The organism is Luteibacter sp. NPDC104163 (assembly GCF_055584245.1).
The window spans coordinates 273313-292223 of the sequence record NZ_JBVJMK010000001.1; the positions used below are offsets into that span (position 1 = coordinate 273313).

Sequence of the window (18911 nt, forward strand, 5' to 3'; positions counted from 1 at the left end):
CAGCCTGGCGCGTGGCGAACCGCACGCGGGGTGCGCTCCTAACGGCTCACGCCCTGCAGAGCCGGGGCACGTCCACCAGGGCGATGAAGCCGTCATCGCGGGTGATCACGCCACTGACGGGGTCATCGCGGCGGGCCGCTCGGCCGGGGGGTGGCGGGGCGATCTCGGTGGCGTCGAACTGGAGCATTTCGCCGATCACGTCGATGCGCAGGCCCACCGTCGTGCCGGCGTCGTCGAACACGATGACGCGCTGGGCATCCTGTTCGTCTTCCGCGGCGACACCGTCAAGGCCGAAGCGGCGGCGGCCGTCGAGGACCGGGACGATCTGCCCGCGCAGGTTCACGATGCCGAGCACGTCGGATGGTGCGCCAGGCACGGGCGTGATGTCGCCGGGGCGGATCACTTCGCGCACGGCGGCGAGCGACACCGCGTAGCGCTGCCCTTTCAGGCCGAATTCGAGCCAGAGGTCCCGGCCTTCGTGTTTGACATCACTCACGGGCCAAGCTCCTGTTCCAGCCATGCGATGAGGGCGGTGGTGCCGATGACGCCGCACCGCAGTTCTTTGGACATGCCGGCGAGCCACGGGCGCGTGGTCGCGCCTTCGCGCCACATCACGCTCGCGCTATCGATCTCGACCGGCTCGTCGGTGACTTCACAGGCCAGTGCCCAGCGCCTGTCGCCCAGCAAGACCAGCGTAGGCGCGTGCGCGCCCGCCATGTCAGGCGAAAGAATCGCGGCCAGGTCGGCGACACGGGCTTCACCGCTGGGGTGCCGCCAGCGGCCGAGGCAGATGGGATTGGCGTGATGCGGAGGCGACAACGGCGGCATCGGCAACATATGCGTGATGTCGGCCATGGACACCGCGACCTTCACGCCTGCCGCGACACACAGCAGGTAGCGCGGCGGCGGCACCGCCTCCTCGACATCGGGGGCAGCCGGTGCGTTCCGCCAGGATTCAATCGCGACGACCTTCACCTCGGCAGGAGCATCGGCGGCGACCGGCGCCGGCGTCAGCAGCTCGGCGAGGTAGTGGGCGACGATCTGCTCGGCGTCGTTCATATTGCCGATCACGCTGCCGCGTCCGTGAGCGATGTGCCCGCTTTTGCGAGCAGCTCCGCAAGCAGCTGGCGATACGCCTGGCCGCCCCGGCGAGCCGCCGGCCACGAGGCGAGCGGGATGCCCGCCGCACTGGCTTCGCGGATCTGTGTATCCGTAGGAATGACCGCTTCGCTGACGATCTCGCCGTATTGCTCGCGCAGCTGCGCGAGGCACGCGCGCGACGCATGCGTACGCGCATCGAACAAGGTAGGCACGATCGTGCGCGGCATGGGCTTGCCCCGCGAGCGCTCGATCATCGACAGGCTGCGCAGCATGCGTTCGAGGCCTGCCAGGGCCAGGGCTTCCGTCTGCGTGGGTACGAGCAGCCGGTCGCTCGCGGCCAGCGCATTGACCATGAGCACGCCAAGCGTTGGCGGGCAGTCGAGCAGCACATGGTCGAAATCGGAGGCGAGTTCAGCGAGCGCGGTGCTGAGCACGAGGCCCATGCCCGGCTTGGTGCCGAGATGGCGATCGAGCGTGATCATGGCGGCGGATGCAGGCAGCACGCTGAGGCGATCCCACCGCGTGGCGTGCACCAGCGTACCGACGGGCAGCGGGTTGCCGCTCACGCCGAACAGGTCGTATACGCTGCCATGTGCGCCGCCTTCGACGCCGATGTAGCCGGACAGCGACGCGTGCGGATCCATGTCGACCAGCAGCGTGCGCTTGCCATCGGCGGCGAGCATGCTGCCCAGCGACATCGCGGTGGTCGTCTTGCCGACGCCGCCCTTCTGGTTGGAGATGGCCCAGACCTGCATCAGGGTGCCACTCCCTGCGTCGGCAACGGCGGGGTCGCGCCCTTGTCACTCATCACCACGATGACCACGCGGCGATTGTGGTTGCGGCCGTCATCGGTCGTGTTCGGGGCGGAAGGACGGAACTCGCCCCAGCCCATGATGCCGACGCGGTGCGGGTCCACGCCCTGCTCCGTGAGCAAGCGCGCGACCGTGGCCGCACGCGCCGCCGACAGCTCCCAGTTCGAAGGGAACGTCGCGGTCGCGATCGGCGTGTTATCGGTGTAGCCCTCGACGCGCATGCCGTTCGGAAACGGCGCGAGGATGCCGGCGAGCTTGCGGATGACGTCTTCCGCCGCGGGCTGCAGCTTCGCAACGCCCACGGGGAAAAGGATATCGGTGCGCACTTCGATCTCGAGCCAGTCCTGGGTCTGCCGCACGCTCACCAGGCTCTTGTCGATCAGCGGCTTCATCGCACGCTTCACTTCATCGGCGATCTGGCTGAGGCTGGCTTCCTCGGTCTTGCCGACCGTGCTGTTATCGGCCGGCGCGGTCTGGCGTTTCTCGCCCGGCTGCGGCTCGGCCGCCGCGCCCTCGTGGCCGGGCAACGGCAGGTTGCGCGGCGGCAACGGCACATCGATCTTGGCGATCGGGCTGGCCGTCGGCGAGCGCCTGTCGTTCGGCAACGGCACCTGCGTGGCGGGCGCGTTGTCGCGGATCGGCTCGATCACCTTGCCGGTACCGTTGAAGGCTTCGTTGATGGAGGCGGCCATCACCCGGAACTTGGTTTCGTTGACTGCGGAAACCGCATACATGACCACGAACAGGGCAAGCAACAACGTGATCAGGTCACCATAGGGGATGGCCCAACGCTCGTGGTTGATGTGTTCTTCGTGGTGGCGGCGCTTCACTGCAGGAACCCTTGCAGCTTGCTCTCGATGTGGCGCGGGTTATCGCCCTGCGCGATCGAGACGAGGCCTTCAACGAGGATCTCGCGCATCTGCGAGCGCTGGCGGGCCAGGCCCTTGAGCCGGGCCGCCATGGGCAAGGCGAGGAGGTTGGCGAGGCCGATGCCATAGATGGTCGCGACGAAAGCCGCCGCGATGCCGTGGCCCAGCTTGCTCGGTTCCGCGAGGTTCTGCATGACGGCCATGAGGCCCATGACAGCACCGATGATGCCCATGGTCGGTGAATATGCGCCCGCGTTCTCGAAGACCTTGGCGGCTTCGATGTCGATATGTTCGCGGGTGAAGACTTCCACCTCGAGCACTGAGCGCATCGCGTCGGGCTCGGTGCCGTCGACCAAAAGCTGAAGCCCCTTCTTGATGAAGGGGTCCTGTTCGCGCTCGATGGCCGGCTCCAGGCCAAGCAGGCCCGTGCGGCGGGAGATCTCGCTCCAACCGACGATGCGGCTGACGAGGTTTTCCGATTCGATATCCGGCGGCCGGTACACCCACGGCAGCATGGCCCACGCGCGCTTGAGCACGGGGCCCGGCGTCTGGACGAGCAGCGCGGCGAAGGTGCCGAGGAAGACGATGACGAACGCGGCCGGATTCCACAGGGCATCGATGCTCGAGCCCTTGAGGATGGTTCCCACGATGATGACCAGGAAGGCCAGGATCGTGCCGACGACGCTCACGATATCCATATCAGACAGCCATCCTCAGGCTGGGCAGCACCTGGCCGCTGTCATCGGCCAGGCCCGCGAGATCCAGGACGAGCGAGATGCGGCCATCGCCCGTGATCGTCGCACCCGCGACGCCGGGCACGTCCTTGAGGAACGGACCCAGGGGCTTGGCCATGACATCTTCGCGGCCGAGCACTTCATCCACCAGGCAGCCGAGCGTCTGGTGGCCGATCTGCACGACCACCACGTGACCACCCCTGCCCTGCGCGCCAGCCCAGTTACCCAGGTCAGCGAGCGGCAGCGCGCGCTGGCGATGGGCGGCGACGACGCGACCGTCCAGCTCCTGCACCTGGCCCTCGGCCAGTTCAAAGACTTCCGCGACATTCGACATCGGCAGGCTCAGCAGGCGGTTGCCCACGCGCACCATGAGCACGCGCAGGATCGCGAGCGTCAACGGCACCGAAAGGCGCACCGTGCTGCCGTGGCCGACCCGCGAATCGATCGACAGGGTACCGCCAAGTTCGACGATCTTGGTCTTGACCACGTCCATGCCGACGCCGCGGCCGGAAATATCCGAGACCTGGCTCGCCGTGGAGAAGCCCGGGCGGAACACGATTTCGTAGCATTCACGCTCGTCGAGGCGGGCGGCCTGCTCTTCATCCATCAGGCCCTTCTCGACGGCCTTGCGGCGCAGGACCTCGGGATCCATGCCCTTGCCGTCATCAGTAACCGTGATGACGATGCGGTCGCCATACTGGCCGGCGGCGAGGCGCACGGTGCCCAGGCGCGGCTTGCCCGCGGCTTCGCGCACCTCGGGCATCTCAATGCCGTGGTCGACGGAATTGCGCAGCAGGTGCACCAGCGGGTCGGCCAGGGCCTCCACCACCGTGCGGTCGATATCGGTTTCTTCGCCCTCGGTGACGAGTTCGATTTCCTTGCCGAGCTGCCGCGCGAGATCGCGCACGATGCGCGGGAACCGCGAGAACAGCTTGCCGACCGGCTGCATGCGCATGCGCAGCACGGCGTTCTGCAGGTCTTCGGCGACGCGTTCGAGTTCGCCGATGGCGCGTTCCATCGGGTCATTCGTGCCGCGCGGCGCGAGGTTGGTCAGGCGGTTGCGGACCAGCACCAGTTCGCCCGCGGCATCGACGAGGCTGTCGAGGCGGTGGGTATCGACGCGGACGGTGGTGTCGGCGGCGGCGGTGGGCTGGCGTTTTTCGGTTGAAGCCGCCGGCTTTGGCTTCGCCGGGGCAACCTGCTGCGGTGCCGTCGCTTGCGCGGGTTCGGCTTCGGGGAGCGCGGGCGAGCCCGCTCCCACGACCGCAACGGGCGGCGCGGCTAACGTGGTATCCGCTGCCGTTCCGCTGGGGGCGCCGGTGCCGTAGAGCTGGTCGAGCAGCGCTTCGAACTCATCGTCGCTGATGGTGTTGCTTTCGGGCGCGGCAACGGGTTCCGTCGCTTCAACGACGACGGCTACCGGCGTTTCAGCCGCACCTTCGGCGCCTTCAGCGCCGGGGGCGCCGGTGCCGTAGAGCGAATCCAGCAGGGCTTCGAATTCGTCGTCGGAGATGGTGCCCGAGGTGGCCGGAGCCGGCGCGCGCTCGGTGCGCGCGGCGTCGAGCAGCGCTTCGAACTCATCTTCGATCGGGTCGTACGGTTTGGCGGGCGGCGCCGCGACGGCGGGTGCCGCCTTCGGCGCAGTGACCGGCACGGCGAGCGCGACGGGCGCCGCCGATGCGGCGCGGCCCGGGATGACCAGGCGATCGAGCAGCGAACGCGGCGCAGGCTCGGCCTGCACGCCGGCATCCGCCGCACGCATCATGTCGTTGAGCAGGTCGAGCGACTCCAGCAACGCGTCCATCAGGCCCGCGTTGAGCACGATCGCGCCATTGCGCGCTTCGTTCAGGAGATCTTCCGCGCGGTGGCAGAGTTCCACCATGGCGTTGAGGCCAAGGAAGCCCGCACCGCCCTTTACGGTATGGAACGCGCGGAACACCGCGTTCAGGAGCTCGCTGTCTTCCGGAGAGGCTTCGAGATCCACGAGCTGTTCGCCCAGGGTCTCGAGCAGTTCGCGCGCCTCGATCAGGAAGACGTTGAGCAGCTCGTTGTCCAGCTCCACGCTCATGGCGGACTCAGAAGCCAAATTCGCTGAGGAGGCGATCCACTTCGTCCTGGCTGACCTTGTCGGCGGCCGGCGTATGGGCGCCCGCGAGCGAACCGGTGAGGCGCACCAGTTCCACGAGCGACGATTCCACCTTGGCCATGAACGACTCCACCTGGGCGACGCGCTGGCCGGAGAGATCCTGCCAGGACTGTGCCTCGACCATCTCGCCGAGCCCGATATCGCAGCTCTGCGCGAAATCGCCGACGCGAACGGCGAGCGACGTGGCGTTGGCGGTGAAGGCGGGATCGGCCTGGTCGAGCACCAGCAGCTCGTCGGCCTGCTTCGCCAGCGACTGTGCCTGCGGGCGCAGCTTTTCGCTGAAATCCAGCGTGCGGTGCGCGGCCTGCGAGCTCATCTCGAGCACATCGCGCAGGTGCTTGCGCGCATCGCTCATGGTGCCGGGCACGCCATCGCCCGAGATATCCGAGGCAAGGCGGCGCGCCGATTCGTGCAGGTCACGGGCGAGGTGGCCCAGCGCCAGGAACAGGTGCTGCTCGCGGCTGCGGATCAGCTTGTCCAGCGCCTGCTCGAAAGCCACGCTGTCATCGGCGTCGAGCAGCTCGCGCAGTTCGGGTGCCACGTCCTGGCCCGCGGAAATCATCGTATTCATGTCAGTCCCTTAGCCCGCTGCCGCGGCGAGTCGTTCGAAGATCTTGTCGAGCTTTTCCTTCAGCGTCACCGCGGTGAACGGCTTCACGACGTAACCATTCACGCCGCTCTGCGCGGCCGCGATGATCTGGTCGCGGTTGTTCTCGGCGGTGACCATGAGCACCGGCAGGGATTTCAGGTTGGCATCCGCACGGATGGCACGGAGCAGGTCGATGCCGGTCATGTTCGGCATGTTCCAGTCGGTGACCACCAGGTCGATCGGCTGCGAGCGCAGGAGCGCCAGCGCCGCGTTGCCGTCTTCCGCTTCCTGGATCAGCGTGTTGGTAAAGCCCAACTCCACCAGGAGGTTACGGACGATGCGCCGCATGGTGGAGAAATCGTCCACCACGAGGATTTTCATGTTCTTGTCCAAAGCGTTCTCCGCCTTACTGCCGCGTATTTCTTAGTGTTTGTCTTTCCAACCCGACATGCGTGCCCGGAGACGGATCAGCGCCTGGCCATGGATCTGGCAGACACGTGATTCGCTTACTCCCAACACCGCACCGATTTCCTTCAGGTTGAGTTCTTCATCGTAGTACAGCGACATCACCAGCTTTTCGCGCTCGGGCAGCCCGTCGATCGATTCGGCCAGCGCATGGCGCATGCCGTCCTGCTCGAACAGGCCATCCGGGCCCGTGGCGTCCGGGTCGGCCACGTCGATCGCGGAGCCTTCGTCGCCTTCGGGCGCCGTGAGGCTCAGCAACCGCGCGCTCGCCGCGTCGGCCAGGATCTGGTTGTATTCCATGGCGTCGATGCCAAGACGCTTCATCACTTCCACGTCGTCGGCGTCGCCACCCGTTTCGTTCTCGATCTGCCTTGTAACTTCCGCCACCTCGCGCAATTTCCTGTGGACGCTGCGCGGGGTCCAGTCCGTCTTGCGCAGTTCATCCAGCATGGCGCCACGAATGCGGATGCCCGCATAGGTTTCGAAGCTGGCCGCGCGAGTCGGCGAATAATTCCTTGCCGCCTCGAGCAAGCCGATCATCCCGGCTTGCATGAGGTCGTTCGCATCGACGCTGGGTGGCAGGCGGCCCATCAGGTGATAGGCGATCCGGCGCACCAGCGGCGCGTGCGTTTTCACCAGTTGATCGGCCGGAACCTTAGTAATTTCAAGGTATTCGCTCGCGACGCTCACAACGGCAGCCCTCCCCCCACGTGTTCACGCCCGGCAAAAAAGCCGATGCGACCCTGACCACGGGGTTCGGGTTCACCCCATGTATCGACCGACCTGGCCAAATTCTTGAATCCCACCGCCGAGCGGCTGCTCGGCCACGCATCGACCACCGCCGACTGGCGACGGATCGCCTGGCGCAGGTACTCGTCGTGGGGGACCATGCCCATGAAATCGAGGGAGACATCCAGGAACCGGTTGGTCACCCGCGAAAGCTTTTCGAACAGCTGGCGCCCTTCCTGCGCATGGCGGACCATGTTGGCCACGATGCGGAAGCGGTTCACCGCGAACTCGCGCGACAGGACCTTGATCAGCGCGTAGGCGTCCGTCAGCGAGGCCGGCTCGTCGCAGACCACGACCACCACTTCGTCCGAGGCGGCGGCGAACATCGACACGCTGTCGGAAATGCCGGCGGCGGTATCGACGATCAGGTATTCGGGGGCCAGCGGGTATTCGTCGAACGCGCGGATGACCGCGGCGTGCTCGATGTTGGGCAGCTGCGCCATGCGCCGGGTGCCCGACGTGGCGGGAATCACCTTCAGGCCATGCGCCGCCTCGAGGATCAGGTCCTCGATGGCGCACGCGCCTTCGAGCATGTGCCCGAGGTGGCGGGTCGGCTGGAGGCCCAGCAGCACGTCGATGTTGGCCATGCCAAGGTCGGCATCGAGCAGGAGGACGTCACGGCCGCCCATGGCGAGGGCCATGCCGAGGTTCACGGCCACCGTGGTCTTGCCGACGCCGCCCTTGCCGCCCGCGATCGCGATGCTGCGCGTGGGCCGGCGGTCGGCGAGCCAGTTGAGTCCGGCGGCCTGCGAGTTGTCGACGTGTGTGGTCATGAAGGAATTCACTGCCGGTGAAGAAGTTGCGGATGCGGTTGCCAAAGTCACGTTCGTCAGAATGTGCGATCAGGCCATGGCCGGGGTGGACGACGCGAAGCCGAAGCGATCGGCAAGTATGGCGTCATCCGGCTCGTCGTTGCGCTGCTTGAGCATCTGGGCTGCCAGGCAGACCAGTTTGCGCGCGTCGGCGGAGGCGATGTCCTCGGGCACGCGCTGTCCATCCGTGGTGTAGTCCAGCGGCATTCCGTGCCGGATAAGGGCCGAGAGCGCGCCGCCGAGCAGCGGCGTCTCGTCGAGTTTGGTAAGGATGGCGCTCTGCGGCTTCAGCGGAGCGTAAGCGCGCATGGCGTTGTCGATGGCCTGGGCCTGCGCATTCGCGGCGACGACCAGGCACACGCGCACATCGGCCATGGCGCGCAGCGTTTCGAACTGCTGCTGCAGCTTCGGATCGTTGCCGGCGAGGCCGGCGGTATCGATCAGCACCGTGTGCTTGCCGCGCAGCTGCAGCAACACGTTGCGCAGGCTCTGCGCATCGTGCGCGTTGTACACGCGCACGCCGAGCAGGCGGCCGTAATGTTCCAGCTGCGCACCGGCGCCGATGCGGTACTGGTCGGCACTGATCAGCGCCACGTTGGAAGCGCCATGGCGCAGGACCGCGCGCGCCGCCAGCTTGGCAATGCTCGTGGTCTTGCCGACGCCGGTGGTGCCGACGAAGGCGGTGATGCCGCCGCCGACGGTGTCAAAGTTGCGGCCGCTGGTGCGGATGTTGCGCGAAAGAATGCCCAGCGGCAGGTAACGCGCCTGCTCGGCCGTCATGTTCTCGGGCAGCTCGGCGCACAGGGCGCGGGCGACGTCGCCGTCGATACCCAGGCGGGTCATCTCGCGGAGCACGCGGGCGTGCAGCGGCTGCTGGCGATCCTTCTGGTTCCAGGCCAGCGCGGAGAGCTGCACTTCCAGCATCTCGCGCAGGTTGTTGATCTCGGCGCGCATGCCGTTCACCGCGGTGTCGTTCTGCGGCGCGGTCACCGTGGCGGCGCGTACGACGTCGGCGACGCTGGCGGCCAGCGCGGCGGAGGACTGGCGCTGCGGCGCATTCGGTGCGGCCGGAGCCGAACGGGCGGCGCGTTCGACGGCGGCGGCCGTCGCCGCACGGGCCTGGTCGACGCGCGCCATGCGCTCGGCTTCGCGGTTATCGCGGGTGGCACGGATCGTCTCGGCCTTCTCTTCCGCCGGCGGCTCGAACGCAAAGCCGGCTTCGCGCACCAGCGCTTCGTCGTAGTCGAGCGCGGCGATGATCTCGATGCCGTCATCCAGCCGACGCGTGGACAGGATCACGGCGTCCGGACCCTGCTCATCACGCACCTGGCGCATGGCCTGGCGCATGTCGGGAGCAACGAATCGTTTGATTTTCATGCGTTCGATCCTGTCTTCGTCGATCGGCGCCCCGCTTGCCTGCGGCGCCACCTTGTTCTGTCACGTCCGCCGGGGCAAATCCCCGCGCGGTGTCTCATTCCTATCGTCCCAGGGCCGTCACCAGCTTGACGCGGCGGTTGTCCGGAACCTCGTTGTACGCAAGTACATGCAGGTTTTGGGCCACATGCCGCGTGAAACGCGAAAGCCATGGACGAAGTGCCGGCGAGACCAGCAACACGGCCGGTTCGCCCGCCGCTTCCTGGCGGCGAGCGGCGTCCGCGACGTTCTTCTGCAGACGATCTGCCAGGCCCGGCTCGACCGCCGCGCCGGCGGGACCACCGCCCTGGAGCGACTGGAGCAGGATCTGTTCGAGTTCCGGTGCCAAAGTAATGACGGGCACCTCGGTGCCGAGGCCGGCGATTTCCTGGACGATCTGGCGACCCAGGCCGACACGCACGGCGGCGGCGAGCACGCCCGGGTCCTGGCTCTGCCCCGCGTTCTCCGCCAGCGATTCGACGATGCCGCGGAAGTTGCGGATGGGCACGCGCTCGGCGAGCAGGTTCTGCAGCACCTTCACCACTGCGCCCAGCGACAGGCGCTTCGGCACCAGGTCTTCCACCAGCTTCGGGGTCTGCTGGGCCAGGCGGTCGAGCAGCTGCTGGACGTCCTGGTGGCCGATGAGCTCGTGCGCGTGGTTCTGCAGGATGTGGGAAAGATGGGTCGCGATGACGGTGGCCGGATCGACCACGGTGTAGCCCAGCGTCTGCGCGTGTTCACGCAGGCCCGGCTCGATCCACACGGCATCGAGGCCGAAGGCCGGGTCGCGCGTGGCGATGCCGTTGATCGTGCCGTGCACGCGGCCCGGATCGATCGCAAGCATGCGCTCGGTGTGGATCTCGGCCTCGCCCATGGGCACGCCCATCAGCGAGATGCGGTAACCGTGCGGCGCCAGGTCCAGGTTGTCGCGGATGTGCACGGACGGCACCAGGAAACCCAGTTCCTGCGAGAGCTTGCGGCGCACCGACTTGATGCGCGCCATGAGTTCACCGCCCTGCGCCTTGTCGACCAGAGGGATGAGCCGGTAACCGACTTCGAGGCCCACGGTGTCGACCTGGGCCACGTCTTCCCACGAGAGCTCGAGGCGTTCGGCCGGCGGCGCGGTTTCGAGCGCGGCCAGTTCGGTGCCCGGCGCGCCCGGGGTGCCCGCGGCGGCGCCGGCCGGCATCAGCTTGCGCTGCTGCAGCTTCCACGCGCCGAAGCCCGCGATACCGGCGAGCAGCAGGAACGGGATATTCGGCATGCCCGGGATGAGACCCATGGTGCCGAGCACGGCGGCGGCGACGGCCAGCGCCTTCGGCTGGCTGAAGAGCTGGCCGAACACCTGCTTTCCCATTTCCTGCGACTTGGACACGCGGGTGACGATGACCGCCGTGGCGATCGAGAGCATCAGGCCCGGCACCTGGGCGACCAGGCCGTCACCGATGGTCAGCAGGGTGTAGGTGCGCGCGGCTTCGCCGGCCGAGAGGCCGTGCTGGAACATGCCGATGAAGAAACCACCGAGCATGTTGATGACGAGGATGAGGATACCGGCCGTGGCATCGCCGCGGACGAACTTGGACGCACCGTCCATCGAGCCGTAGAAGTCCGCTTCCTCGCGCACTTCCTGGCGGCGCTCACGCGCCTGTTCCTGGGTGAGCAGGCCGGCGTTGAGGTCGGCGTCGATCGCCATCTGCTTGCCGGGCATGGCATCGAGGGTGAAGCGGGCGGTCACTTCGGAGACGCGGGTGGCGCCCTTGGTCACGACCACGAAGTTGATGATGGTGAGGATGGCGAAGACGACGAAGCCGACGGCGAAGTTGCCGCCGATGACGAACTCGGCGAACGCCTCGATCACCTTGCCGGCCGCGCCGGGGCCGTTGTGGCCGTGCAGCAGCACCACGCGGGTCGAGGCGATGTTCAGCGCCAGGCGCAGCAGGGTCGCGAACAGCACCACGGTCGGGAACGAGGCCAGCTCCAGGGGGCGCATCACGTACATGGTGGCCAGCAGGATCACCAGCGACAGCGCGATGTTGAACGTGAACAGCAGGTCCAGCATGAAGGGCGGCAACGGCAGCATCATCATGCCGAGCATGATCAGCATGGCGATGGGCGCGGCCACGCCACGGCGGCCGATCTGCCGGAAGGTGCCCATCAGGTTCTGGGAGGCTGCCATCTGTCTCACTTATCCATGCGGTAAGGGCCCATCAGCTCCGGATCGATCTCCTGCTGGGGCATGTCGGGCGGGAGGTCGCCAACGGCGATCGCCTGCTTCAAACGGAACACGTAGGCCAGGATCTGGGCCACGGCCACGTACAGGGCCGAGGGGATTTCGCGTCCGATTTCCGTCGTGTGATACAAGGCTCGTGCCAACGGGGCCGCCTCGACGACCGGAACCTTCGAATCGGTACCCAGTTGCCGGATCTGCAGGGCGATCACATCCATGCCCTTCGCCACCACGCGCGGCGCTCCCATGCGGTTTTCGTCGTACTTGAGGGCCACCGAGAAGTGCGTCGGGTTGGCGATGATGACGTCGGCCGTGGGCACGTCTTCCATCATGCGGCGGCGGGCCATCTGGTGCTGCATCTGGCGGATTTTTGACTTCAGCTCCGGCGAGCCTTCGTTTTCCTTGTGCTCGTCCTTCACTTCCTGCTTGGTCATCTTCATCTTCGACATGAAGCTGTACTTCTGCCACGGCGCATCGATCAGGCCGATGGCGCCCAGGGCTACCGCGAAGACCAGCGAGGCGCTGCCGAACATGCCGAAGGCGTGCGAGATGCCCTCCTCCACCGAGCCGGAGCCGACCGCGTACATCTCGATGGTGCTCTTGCGCAGGTACCAGGCCAGCGCGCCGCCGATGAAGAGCAGCTTCAGCACGGACTTGCCCAGCTCGACCAGCCCGTTCTTCGAGACCAGGCGGGAGAAGCCCTGGATCGGGTTCAGGCGATCGAACTTGGGCGCCAGCGCCTGGAACGAAAAGTTCAGGCCGCCCATGAGCGCCGGGGCGGCCACTGAGGCGGCCGCGGTCACGGCGAACAGGGGGCCCAGCATGCGCAGGGCCTCCAGCAGCGCCGTCATCAGCGCGCGCTGCAGGCCGTTGGCGGCGAACAGGTCCTCGCGGCCGTAGTTCAGGCCCACATGCATGATGTTGGCGGCATGCGTCGCCATCTGCCCATGGGTGGCGATGAGCATGGCGACGCCTGCGAACACGACGATCGCGGTGGAAAGCTCGCGCGATCGCGGCAGTTCGCCCTTTTCACGGGATTCACGAAGCCGTTTTTCACTAGGGGCTTCGGTTTTGTCTTCCTTGTCTGCACCCTCGCTCACGGCCTACCTCCCGATGAGCTGGCGCATGGCTTCCCATGCGCTGGTGGTGAGTGAATCCCAGGCGCTGGGCAAGCCGCGCAGGGAGAGCCACAGGGCGACCATGCCCAGGCAGATCGTGATCGGGAACCCGACGGCGAACAGGTTCATGGACGGCGCCGAACGGCTGATCGCGCCGAAGCCGAGGTTGACGACCAGCAGCGCGGTGAGCGCCGGCAGCGCCACGCGGACCGCGCCGCTGAACAGGTGCGAGGTAAAGGTGAGCACGCCCCACAGGCCGTTGACGCCAATGCCGCCCTCCCCGACCGGCATGCTGCGGAAGCTTTCCGCCAACAGGTCGATCAGCTGCAGGTGGCCGTTCATGACCAGGAACAGCAGGGTGACGAGCATGCTGTACATCTGGCTCAGCACCGGGGTGGTGCCGCCGAGGCCCGGGTTCACCACCTCGGCGAAGCCAAGGCTCATGGCCTGCGAAACGTACTGGCCGGCATAGGACACGGCCTCGAACACCAGCTTGAGGACGAAGCCCAGGGCTGCGCCGATCAGGATCTGCTGGGCCAGCGTGGCCACGCCGGCCGCCGACAGCGGGCGGATATCCAGCGGTGCCAGGGGCGCCAGCACCATCGTCAGCAACAGGGTGATGCCCAGGCGGATGCGCACCGGGATCGTCGTGGCGCTGAAGACGGGCGCCACGAGCATCAGGCCGGTGATGCGCGCCAGCGCCCAGCAGGCGCTGCCGACCCAACCCTCGAGCTGGCCGAGGTCCAGTGGCATCAACGGACCGCCTGGGGCAGGCTTTCGATGAGGGTGCGGGTGAAATCGACCATCGTGCGCAGCATCCACGGGCCGGTGATGATGCCGACCAGCGCCATGCAGATCAGCTTCGGGATGAAGCTGAGGGTCTGCTCGTTGATCTGCGTGGCCGCCTGGATCATGCCCACGATGAGGCCCACCGCCAGCGCGGTGAGCAGCAGCGGCGCACCGACCAGCATGGCGATGTGCAGGGCCTGCTGGCCGAAGTTGATAACGGATTCCGGCGTCACTGGTAGAAGCTCCCCGCCAGGGTGCCAAGCAGCAAGGTCCAGCCGTCGACCAGCACGAACAGCATGATCTTGAACGGCAGAGAGATGATGATCGGCGAGACCATCATCATGCCCATCGACATGAGGACGGAGGCGACGACCAGGTCGATGATCAGGAACGGGATGAACAGGAGGAAGCCCATCTGGAAGGCGGTCTTCAGCTCGCTGGTGACGAAGGCCGGCAGCGCCACGCGGTAAGGCACGGCTTCCTTGTCGGCGTACGGCTGCTCATCGGCCAGCTTGGTGAACAGCTGGAGGTCGGGCTCGCGGGTCTGCTCGAGCATGAAGTGCTTGAACGGCGCGGCGGCGGCCGGGAGCGCGTCCTGCACGCTCATCTGGCCATCCATGTACGGCTTGAGGCCCGCGTCGTAAGCCTTGTTCAGCACCGGGCTCATGACGAACAGCGTGAGGAACAGCGACAGACCCAGGATGACCTGGTTCGGCGGCGTGCTGTTGGTGCCCAGCGCCTGGCGCAGGAAGCCCAGCACGATGATGATCCGGGTGAACGAGGTCATCATCAGCAGGATCGCCGGGAGGACCGTCAGCGCGGTCATCAGCGCCAGGGTCTGGATCGACAGCGACCAGACCTGGCTACCGTTGGCGCCCGGCTGCACCGTCGCCAGCGGGATACCCTGCGGCTCGGCGGCGAAGGCCGCGAACGGGGTGAGCATCAGGGCCAGGAACAGCCCCCACTTCACGTACTTCATGGACGCTTCCACTGGGAGAGGATGTCGCGGAAACCGCGGATCGCCGGGGTATCCGACGGTGCGGCGGCGTCCTGGACGGGGGTTTCCAGCACATGAAGGGTGCGCAGGCCCCCGGTCGGCGAGGCGCCCACGAGCAGCTGCGTGCCGCCGACTTCCAGCAGCATGACTTTTTCCTTCATGCCCACCGGCATGCTCTCGATGACGCGGATCTTCCGGCCACCGGGGCGCACGCGCGCCTGCGCGCGGCGGCCGAGCCAGCCGACGAAGAAGATGAGCGCCACGACGCCCAGCAGGCTGATCAGGACGCGGACCATCTCCGCACCCGAATCCACCGCCGGGGCCGAAGCCACCGGGGCCGCCATGAGGGCGCAAGGGAGGAAACCGCCCGCAAGGGCAGCGACGATGCGACGCATGGAGGGGGTCCTCAGCGGAGCTTGCGGACGCGTTCGGCCGGGCTGATCACGTCGGTCAGGCGGATGCCGAACTTCTCGTTGATCACCACCACCTCGCCATGGGCGACGAGCGTGCCGTTCACGAAGACATCGAGCGGCTCACCGGCTGCGCGGTCGAGTTCGACCACCGAGCCCTGGTTGAGCTGGAGCAGGTTGCGGATGCTGATCTTGGTACGGCCGACTTCCATGGCCATGGTGACCGGCACATCGAGGATGACGTCGAGATTGACGTCGCTGCCCAGGCCGAGGTTCTTGGTGAGATCGGCGGCGCCGTCGACGGGTTCGAGGATGGTGGGTTCGTTCATGTCCGTAGATCCGATGCGTTGCTGGGATGACGGATATGAGAAAGCAAACGGCGTGCCATGCTTTTGGCGCGCGGCGGATCAACGTTTTTTCGTGCGATTTCAGGTGGTTGTGCGGGGGCTGCCCCACCCCCTCCCCGACCCCATGGCGGTGCTCGCCGGAAACCTGACGCTCGACGGCAGTTAGTCACCATGACGGTCATTTGACGTCACGTTTTCCCTTGCCGAAAACGTAGCACCGGGACAAAACGCATGTGGGAGCGCGCTTGCGCGCGATGGGGCTTGCGGCAAGGCCCAGGCCCATCGCGTAGGAGCCCACCCTGTGGGCGACGCCTTTCGCACGAACGCCACAGGGTCTGCAGCGCTTTCGCGAAAGATGTCGCCCACAGGGTGGGCTCCTACGGGAAGCCGGTCAGGCCGGCTCGGGCGTCGGCGCCGGTGCTGGCGTCGGCAGGCTGGCCTTTACCGCCGGGCGGCGCATGTGCGATTCGAACTGCACCGCCTTGTTGCCTGCCGCGTTGGCCATGCGGCCGCGGAAAATCGGCACGTCTTCGGCGAAGACGGTGGCCAGGTCGGGCAGGCTGATCGGGATGATGTCGCCCTTGCGCAGGTGCAGGAAGTCGCCGATGGTCAGGCGCGCCTCGGCCAGCATAGAGGTGACTTCCACCTCGGCATCCAGGATCTCCTCGTGGAGGTTCTGGATCCAGCGCTCGTCCCGCTCGGCACGGTCGCTCTGCACGCCCGCATCCAGCAGCTCGCGGATCGGCTCGACCATGGAGTACGGGAGCGTCAGGTGGATCTCGCCGCCGCCGCCATCCAGCTCCACGTGGAAGCGGGATACCACCACGGTTTCCGTGGGGCTCACGATATTGGCGAACTGCGGGTTGATCTCCGAGTTCAGGAACTCGAACTGCATCTTCAGCACCGGCGCCCAGGCCTCGGCCATGGCGCCGAACGCCTCCGCCAGGACGATCTGGATCACCCGGTTCTCGGTCGGGGTGAAATCCCGGCCTTCGATACGGGCATGGAAACGGCCATCGCCACCAAAGAAGTTATCGATGACGGTGAAGACCAGGCGCGGCTCGAACACCATGAGCGCGGTGCCGCGCAGGGGCTTGATCCGGACCAGGTTGAGATTGCTCGGCACGGCCAGCGAATGGACGTACTCGTTGAACTTGGTCATCTTCACGCCAAGCACCGACACCTCGCAGGACTTCCGCAGCACGTTGAACAGGTTGGCGCGGAAATACCGGGCGAAACGGTCGTTGACCATTTCCAGGGTCGGCAGGCGGCCGCGGACGATGCGGTCCTGCTGGGTGAAGTCGTAATCGAGGATGGAACCGGGCGGCGGTGGCGGCTCCAGCTCCGTCTCCACGGAGCCGCCTTCCACGCCGGCCAGCAGCGCATCGATTTCTTCCTGGGTAAGGATGTCGCTCATGGCCGGACGGCTCCCGTCACTGCATGATGAAGCTGGTGAAGTACAGGGCGTCGACGCCCGGACGGCCGATCTTTTCCTTGAGCACGCGCTGCACCTCGGCCAGGGCGGCGGCCTGGAGCTTCTGCTTGCCCTTCACATCCGAAAGGGCCTTCACGTCCTGCGCCGAGAACAGCATGAGCAGGGCGTTGCGAATCTCGGGGTCGGCCTCCTTGGCCGCGGTGATCGCTTCCGGGTCGTGCGACATCACGTTGACGCCCACCTGCAGGAAGCGCAGCGCGGTGTCATCCTGGAAATTAACCACGAAGGCGGGATCCAGCTGCAGGTAAACGGCAGGCTTGGCCTTGGCCAATTCCGCGGCAGCCTGTTCGGCGCTCTTCGGGTGGCGACCCTTCAGCATGAAGAACGCGCCGCCGCCACCGGCAGCCAGCACGACCAGCGCGGCGACGAGCAGCAGCAGCTTGCCCTTGCCCTTCTTCTTGCCCTCTTCGCCTTCTTTCTTTGCCGTGGCCATGCCGGTGGAACCTCGTTGATGCGGATGCGGTAGATGACTGGCCCGTGGGGCCCCGCGGGTATTGTTGCAAGCGGCGTGCCATGACGCACAGTGGGCAACGCCGGTGCAGACCCCTTTTTTAAAGGGCTTTTCGGCCTGGGGGCCGGGATGACCAGCAAGGCGGAAAATTGACGCGTGACGTCATTACGTCACGCGCAGGGTCACGCGACCTCGTCCACCAGGCCGCGCGAAACGCGCGACGTGCCGGCCGTCACCAGGGCATCGCCAGAAGCGTCAGCCGAATCAGCGCTACCGCCCTGCCCGCTCCCCTGCTGGCCGCCATTCTGCTGCGCGCCGCCCTGGCTCACCTCGGCCTGGCCGAGCGAAAGCCCGTGGTGGGCCAGCATCGTGTCCAGGTTGGAAAGCGTCTGCTGCACGGCATGCACGGCGGCCGGGTGCTGGGCCATGATCGCGACATTGACCTTGCCGCCATCGACGTTCACGCGGACATCCATGCTGCCCAGTTCTTCCGGGTGCAGCTTGATCCGGGCTTCCTTCACGTCACCGGCGGCCGAGCTCATCCAGGCGATCTGTTCGCCGAGCTCCTGGGAGAACTGCGGCGAGGTCGCCGGCTGGGTCGCCTGCAACTGAATCGGGCCGTTGAGCTGGCCAGGTGCCTGCGTGTGCGCCAGCGGCATCGGGCCGGCGGCAGGGTCCAGGCCCCGGGTCTCGTCCTTCGCATCGTCCGTCCCAGCACCCTTGGCGCCAAGCAGTGCGGCGAACGCGGAAAGCGGCGTCGGCGCGGTGGTCGTGGCTTCCGTGACGGCGGCCGGCAGCGCATTGAGCGCGCCGTCCGCACCGGCCGTACCTGTGGCATCGCCCTTCGCACCGGTGAGCGCGGCAAGCGCGTCGCCGGCGTGGCCTGCCATCACATCCTTCGCCGCGCCGAGTGCCTTCGCAGCCACCTGGGTCACCTGCGTGGGCACGCCGATAAGGGCGAGCATGGAAGCGGCGAGCGAGGTGCCATCGCCGTCCGCGGTCCCGTCATCCTTTTTCGTCGTGTCGTCGTCCTTCGTCCCTGCCGTATCGTCCTTCTTCGAATCCGCGGCCGATGCCTTGTCGTCCGGGCTGCCGGCCTGCGACTTCGCCGTCGTGTCGTGCTGGCTGTCGTCCGCCTTGTGCGCGTGGTTGTCCGCACGCGCCGCATTCATCGCGTGGTTGAACGGCTTCTGCGCCGCCGACGCGTCGCTGGCCGTGGACGAGGTCGTGCCCAGCGACGACGGGGACGCTACCGGCGCGGAAGCGTGCGTCGCGGCGGACGCGGAGGGCCGGGCGGCATGGAGGAGAAGCGATGTGTTGTTCATGCGTTTGGCTCGATAGGGTCGA

21 protein-coding genes are annotated in these 18911 nt (G+C 66.9%); all 21 read right to left on the bottom strand.

All coding sequences use genetic code 11. The features are described 5' to 3' along the window. Positions 1–46: 46 nt before the first annotated feature. The 21 genes from ACZ6YI_RS01140 to ACZ6YI_RS01240 all read right to left on the bottom strand — a co-directional run bounded on the left by ACZ6YI_RS01140 (position 47) and on the right by ACZ6YI_RS01240 (position 18889). Positions 47–496, bottom strand: a complete 450-nt coding sequence (locus tag ACZ6YI_RS01140; protein ID WP_440324759.1) for a chemotaxis protein CheW — start codon at positions 494–496, stop codon at positions 47–49. After that, entirely contained in the window at positions 493–1071 is a 579-nt protein-coding gene (locus ACZ6YI_RS01145) for a hypothetical protein (RefSeq protein WP_465777069.1), read from the bottom strand. The genes ACZ6YI_RS01140 and ACZ6YI_RS01145 overlap by 4 nt, the downstream gene beginning before the upstream one ends. Continuing rightward, entirely contained in the window at positions 1068–1856 is a 789-nt protein-coding gene (locus ACZ6YI_RS01150; RefSeq protein WP_465777070.1) for a ParA family protein, read from the bottom strand. Before ACZ6YI_RS01150 ends, ACZ6YI_RS01145 begins: the two co-directional genes overlap by 4 nt. Further along, positions 1856–2743 (bottom strand): flagellar motor protein MotD, encoded by an 888-nt coding sequence (gene motD, locus ACZ6YI_RS01155; RefSeq protein ID WP_465777071.1) that lies wholly within the window; start codon positions 2741–2743, stop codon positions 1856–1858. Before motD ends, ACZ6YI_RS01150 begins: the two co-directional genes overlap by 1 nt. Further along, the gene (locus ACZ6YI_RS01160; RefSeq protein WP_465777072.1) at positions 2740–3480 is read right to left on the bottom strand and encodes a flagellar motor protein; all 741 of its coding nucleotides are present in this window, start codon (positions 3478–3480) and stop codon (positions 2740–2742) included. Before ACZ6YI_RS01160 ends, motD begins: the two co-directional genes overlap by 4 nt. A gap of 1 nt (position 3481) precedes the next feature. Beyond that, positions 3482–5584: a chemotaxis protein CheA gene (locus ACZ6YI_RS01165; RefSeq protein ID WP_465777073.1), complete on the bottom strand. Its 2103-nt coding sequence runs from the start codon at positions 5582–5584 to the stop codon at positions 3482–3484. A gap of 7 nt (positions 5585–5591) precedes the next feature. Further along, on the bottom strand, positions 5592–6233 hold the full coding sequence (locus ACZ6YI_RS01170; RefSeq protein ID WP_465777074.1) for a protein phosphatase CheZ: 642 nt from the start codon (positions 6231–6233) through the stop codon (positions 5592–5594). A 9-nt stretch (positions 6234–6242) separates the two neighbouring features. Further along, positions 6243–6644: a chemotaxis response regulator CheY gene (gene cheY, locus ACZ6YI_RS01175; RefSeq protein WP_247428824.1), complete on the bottom strand. Its 402-nt coding sequence runs from the start codon at positions 6642–6644 to the stop codon at positions 6243–6245. Between the two features lie 30 nt (positions 6645–6674). Further along, positions 6675–7406: an RNA polymerase sigma factor FliA gene (locus ACZ6YI_RS01180; RefSeq protein WP_440327780.1), complete on the bottom strand. Its 732-nt coding sequence runs from the start codon at positions 7404–7406 to the stop codon at positions 6675–6677. After that, complete coding sequence (locus ACZ6YI_RS01185) at positions 7403–8278, bottom strand: MinD/ParA family protein (RefSeq protein ID WP_465777075.1); 876 nt, start codon at positions 8276–8278, stop codon at positions 7403–7405. Before ACZ6YI_RS01185 ends, ACZ6YI_RS01180 begins: the two co-directional genes overlap by 4 nt. A gap of 69 nt (positions 8279–8347) precedes the next feature. Beyond that, positions 8348–9694, bottom strand: a complete 1347-nt coding sequence (gene flhF / locus ACZ6YI_RS01190; RefSeq protein ID WP_465777076.1) for a flagellar biosynthesis protein FlhF — start codon at positions 9692–9694, stop codon at positions 8348–8350. Between the two features lie 100 nt (positions 9695–9794). Next, on the bottom strand, positions 9795–11906 hold the full coding sequence (flhA, locus tag ACZ6YI_RS01195; protein ID WP_465777077.1) for a flagellar biosynthesis protein FlhA: 2112 nt from the start codon (positions 11904–11906) through the stop codon (positions 9795–9797). 5 nt (positions 11907–11911) lie between these two features. Further along, positions 11912–13057 carry a flagellar biosynthesis protein FlhB gene (flhB, locus tag ACZ6YI_RS01200; RefSeq protein WP_465777078.1) on the bottom strand — a complete coding sequence of 382 codons (1146 nt, stop codon included), beginning with the start codon at positions 13055–13057 and terminating at the stop codon, positions 11912–11914. A 3-nt stretch (positions 13058–13060) separates the two neighbouring features. Then, positions 13061–13828 (bottom strand): flagellar biosynthetic protein FliR, encoded by a 768-nt coding sequence (gene fliR / locus ACZ6YI_RS01205; protein ID WP_440327775.1) that lies wholly within the window; start codon positions 13826–13828, stop codon positions 13061–13063. After that, on the bottom strand, positions 13828–14097 hold the full coding sequence (fliQ, locus tag ACZ6YI_RS01210) for a flagellar biosynthesis protein FliQ (RefSeq protein WP_331644473.1): 270 nt from the start codon (positions 14095–14097) through the stop codon (positions 13828–13830). The genes fliR and fliQ overlap by 1 nt, the downstream gene beginning before the upstream one ends. Then, on the bottom strand, positions 14094–14843 hold the full coding sequence (fliP, locus tag ACZ6YI_RS01215) for a flagellar type III secretion system pore protein FliP (protein WP_465777079.1): 750 nt from the start codon (positions 14841–14843) through the stop codon (positions 14094–14096). The genes fliQ and fliP overlap by 4 nt, the downstream gene beginning before the upstream one ends. Beyond that, positions 14840–15256: a flagellar biosynthetic protein FliO gene (fliO, locus tag ACZ6YI_RS01220; protein WP_465777080.1), complete on the bottom strand. Its 417-nt coding sequence runs from the start codon at positions 15254–15256 to the stop codon at positions 14840–14842. Before fliO ends, fliP begins: the two co-directional genes overlap by 4 nt. Before the next feature lie 11 nt (positions 15257–15267). Beyond that, complete coding sequence (gene fliN, locus ACZ6YI_RS01225) at positions 15268–15600, bottom strand: flagellar motor switch protein FliN (protein WP_331644467.1); 333 nt, start codon at positions 15598–15600, stop codon at positions 15268–15270. A 409-nt stretch (positions 15601–16009) separates the two neighbouring features. Continuing rightward, positions 16010–17035, bottom strand: coding sequence for a flagellar motor switch protein FliM (gene fliM / locus ACZ6YI_RS01230; RefSeq protein ID WP_465777081.1), 1026 nt, complete (start codon positions 17033–17035; stop codon positions 16010–16012). Between the two features lie 16 nt (positions 17036–17051). Then, a complete protein-coding gene (locus ACZ6YI_RS01235; RefSeq protein ID WP_465777082.1) occupies positions 17052–17546 on the bottom strand; it encodes a flagellar basal body-associated FliL family protein in 495 nt (164 codons plus the stop codon). A gap of 200 nt (positions 17547–17746) precedes the next feature. Beyond that, a complete protein-coding gene (locus ACZ6YI_RS01240; RefSeq protein ID WP_465777083.1) occupies positions 17747–18889 on the bottom strand; it encodes a flagellar hook-length control protein FliK in 1143 nt (380 codons plus the stop codon). Positions 18890–18911 lie beyond the last annotated feature (22 nt).

Excerpts from the sequence above, each read along its gene's own strand:
- flhA (WP_465777077.1), bottom strand. The coding sequence starts at position 11,906 with ATGGCAGCCTCCCAGAACCTGATGGGCACCTTCCGGCAGATCGGCCGC.
- ACZ6YI_RS01240 (WP_465777083.1), bottom strand. The coding sequence starts at position 18,889 with ATGAACAACACATCGCTTCTCCTCCATGCCGCCCGGCCCTCCGCGTCC.
- flhF (WP_465777076.1), bottom strand. The coding sequence starts at position 9,694 with ATGAAAATCAAACGATTCGTTGCTCCCGACATGCGCCAGGCCATGCGC.
- fliR (WP_440327775.1), bottom strand. The coding sequence starts at position 13,828 with ATGCCACTGGACCTCGGCCAGCTCGAGGGTTGGGTCGGCAGCGCCTGC.
- ACZ6YI_RS01160 (WP_465777072.1), bottom strand. The coding sequence starts at position 3,480 with ATGGATATCGTGAGCGTCGTCGGCACGATCCTGGCCTTCCTGGTCATC.
- ACZ6YI_RS01235 (WP_465777082.1), bottom strand. The coding sequence starts at position 17,546 with ATGGCCACGGCAAAGAAAGAAGGCGAAGAGGGCAAGAAGAAGGGCAAG.
- fliN (WP_331644467.1), bottom strand. The coding sequence starts at position 15,600 with ATGAACGAACCCACCATCCTCGAACCCGTCGACGGCGCCGCCGATCTC.
- ACZ6YI_RS01185 (WP_465777075.1), bottom strand. The coding sequence starts at position 8,278 with ATGACCACACACGTCGACAACTCGCAGGCCGCCGGACTCAACTGGCTC.
- ACZ6YI_RS01165 (WP_465777073.1), bottom strand. The coding sequence starts at position 5,584 with ATGAGCGTGGAGCTGGACAACGAGCTGCTCAACGTCTTCCTGATCGAG.
- fliO (WP_465777080.1), bottom strand. The coding sequence starts at position 15,256 with ATGCGTCGCATCGTCGCTGCCCTTGCGGGCGGTTTCCTCCCTTGCGCC.
- fliP (WP_465777079.1), bottom strand. The coding sequence starts at position 14,843 with ATGAAGTACGTGAAGTGGGGGCTGTTCCTGGCCCTGATGCTCACCCCG.
- fliM (WP_465777081.1), bottom strand. The coding sequence starts at position 17,035 with ATGAGCGACATCCTTACCCAGGAAGAAATCGATGCGCTGCTGGCCGGC.
- ACZ6YI_RS01150 (WP_465777070.1), bottom strand. The coding sequence starts at position 1,856 with ATGCAGGTCTGGGCCATCTCCAACCAGAAGGGCGGCGTCGGCAAGACG.
- ACZ6YI_RS01170 (WP_465777074.1), bottom strand. The coding sequence starts at position 6,233 with ATGAATACGATGATTTCCGCGGGCCAGGACGTGGCACCCGAACTGCGC.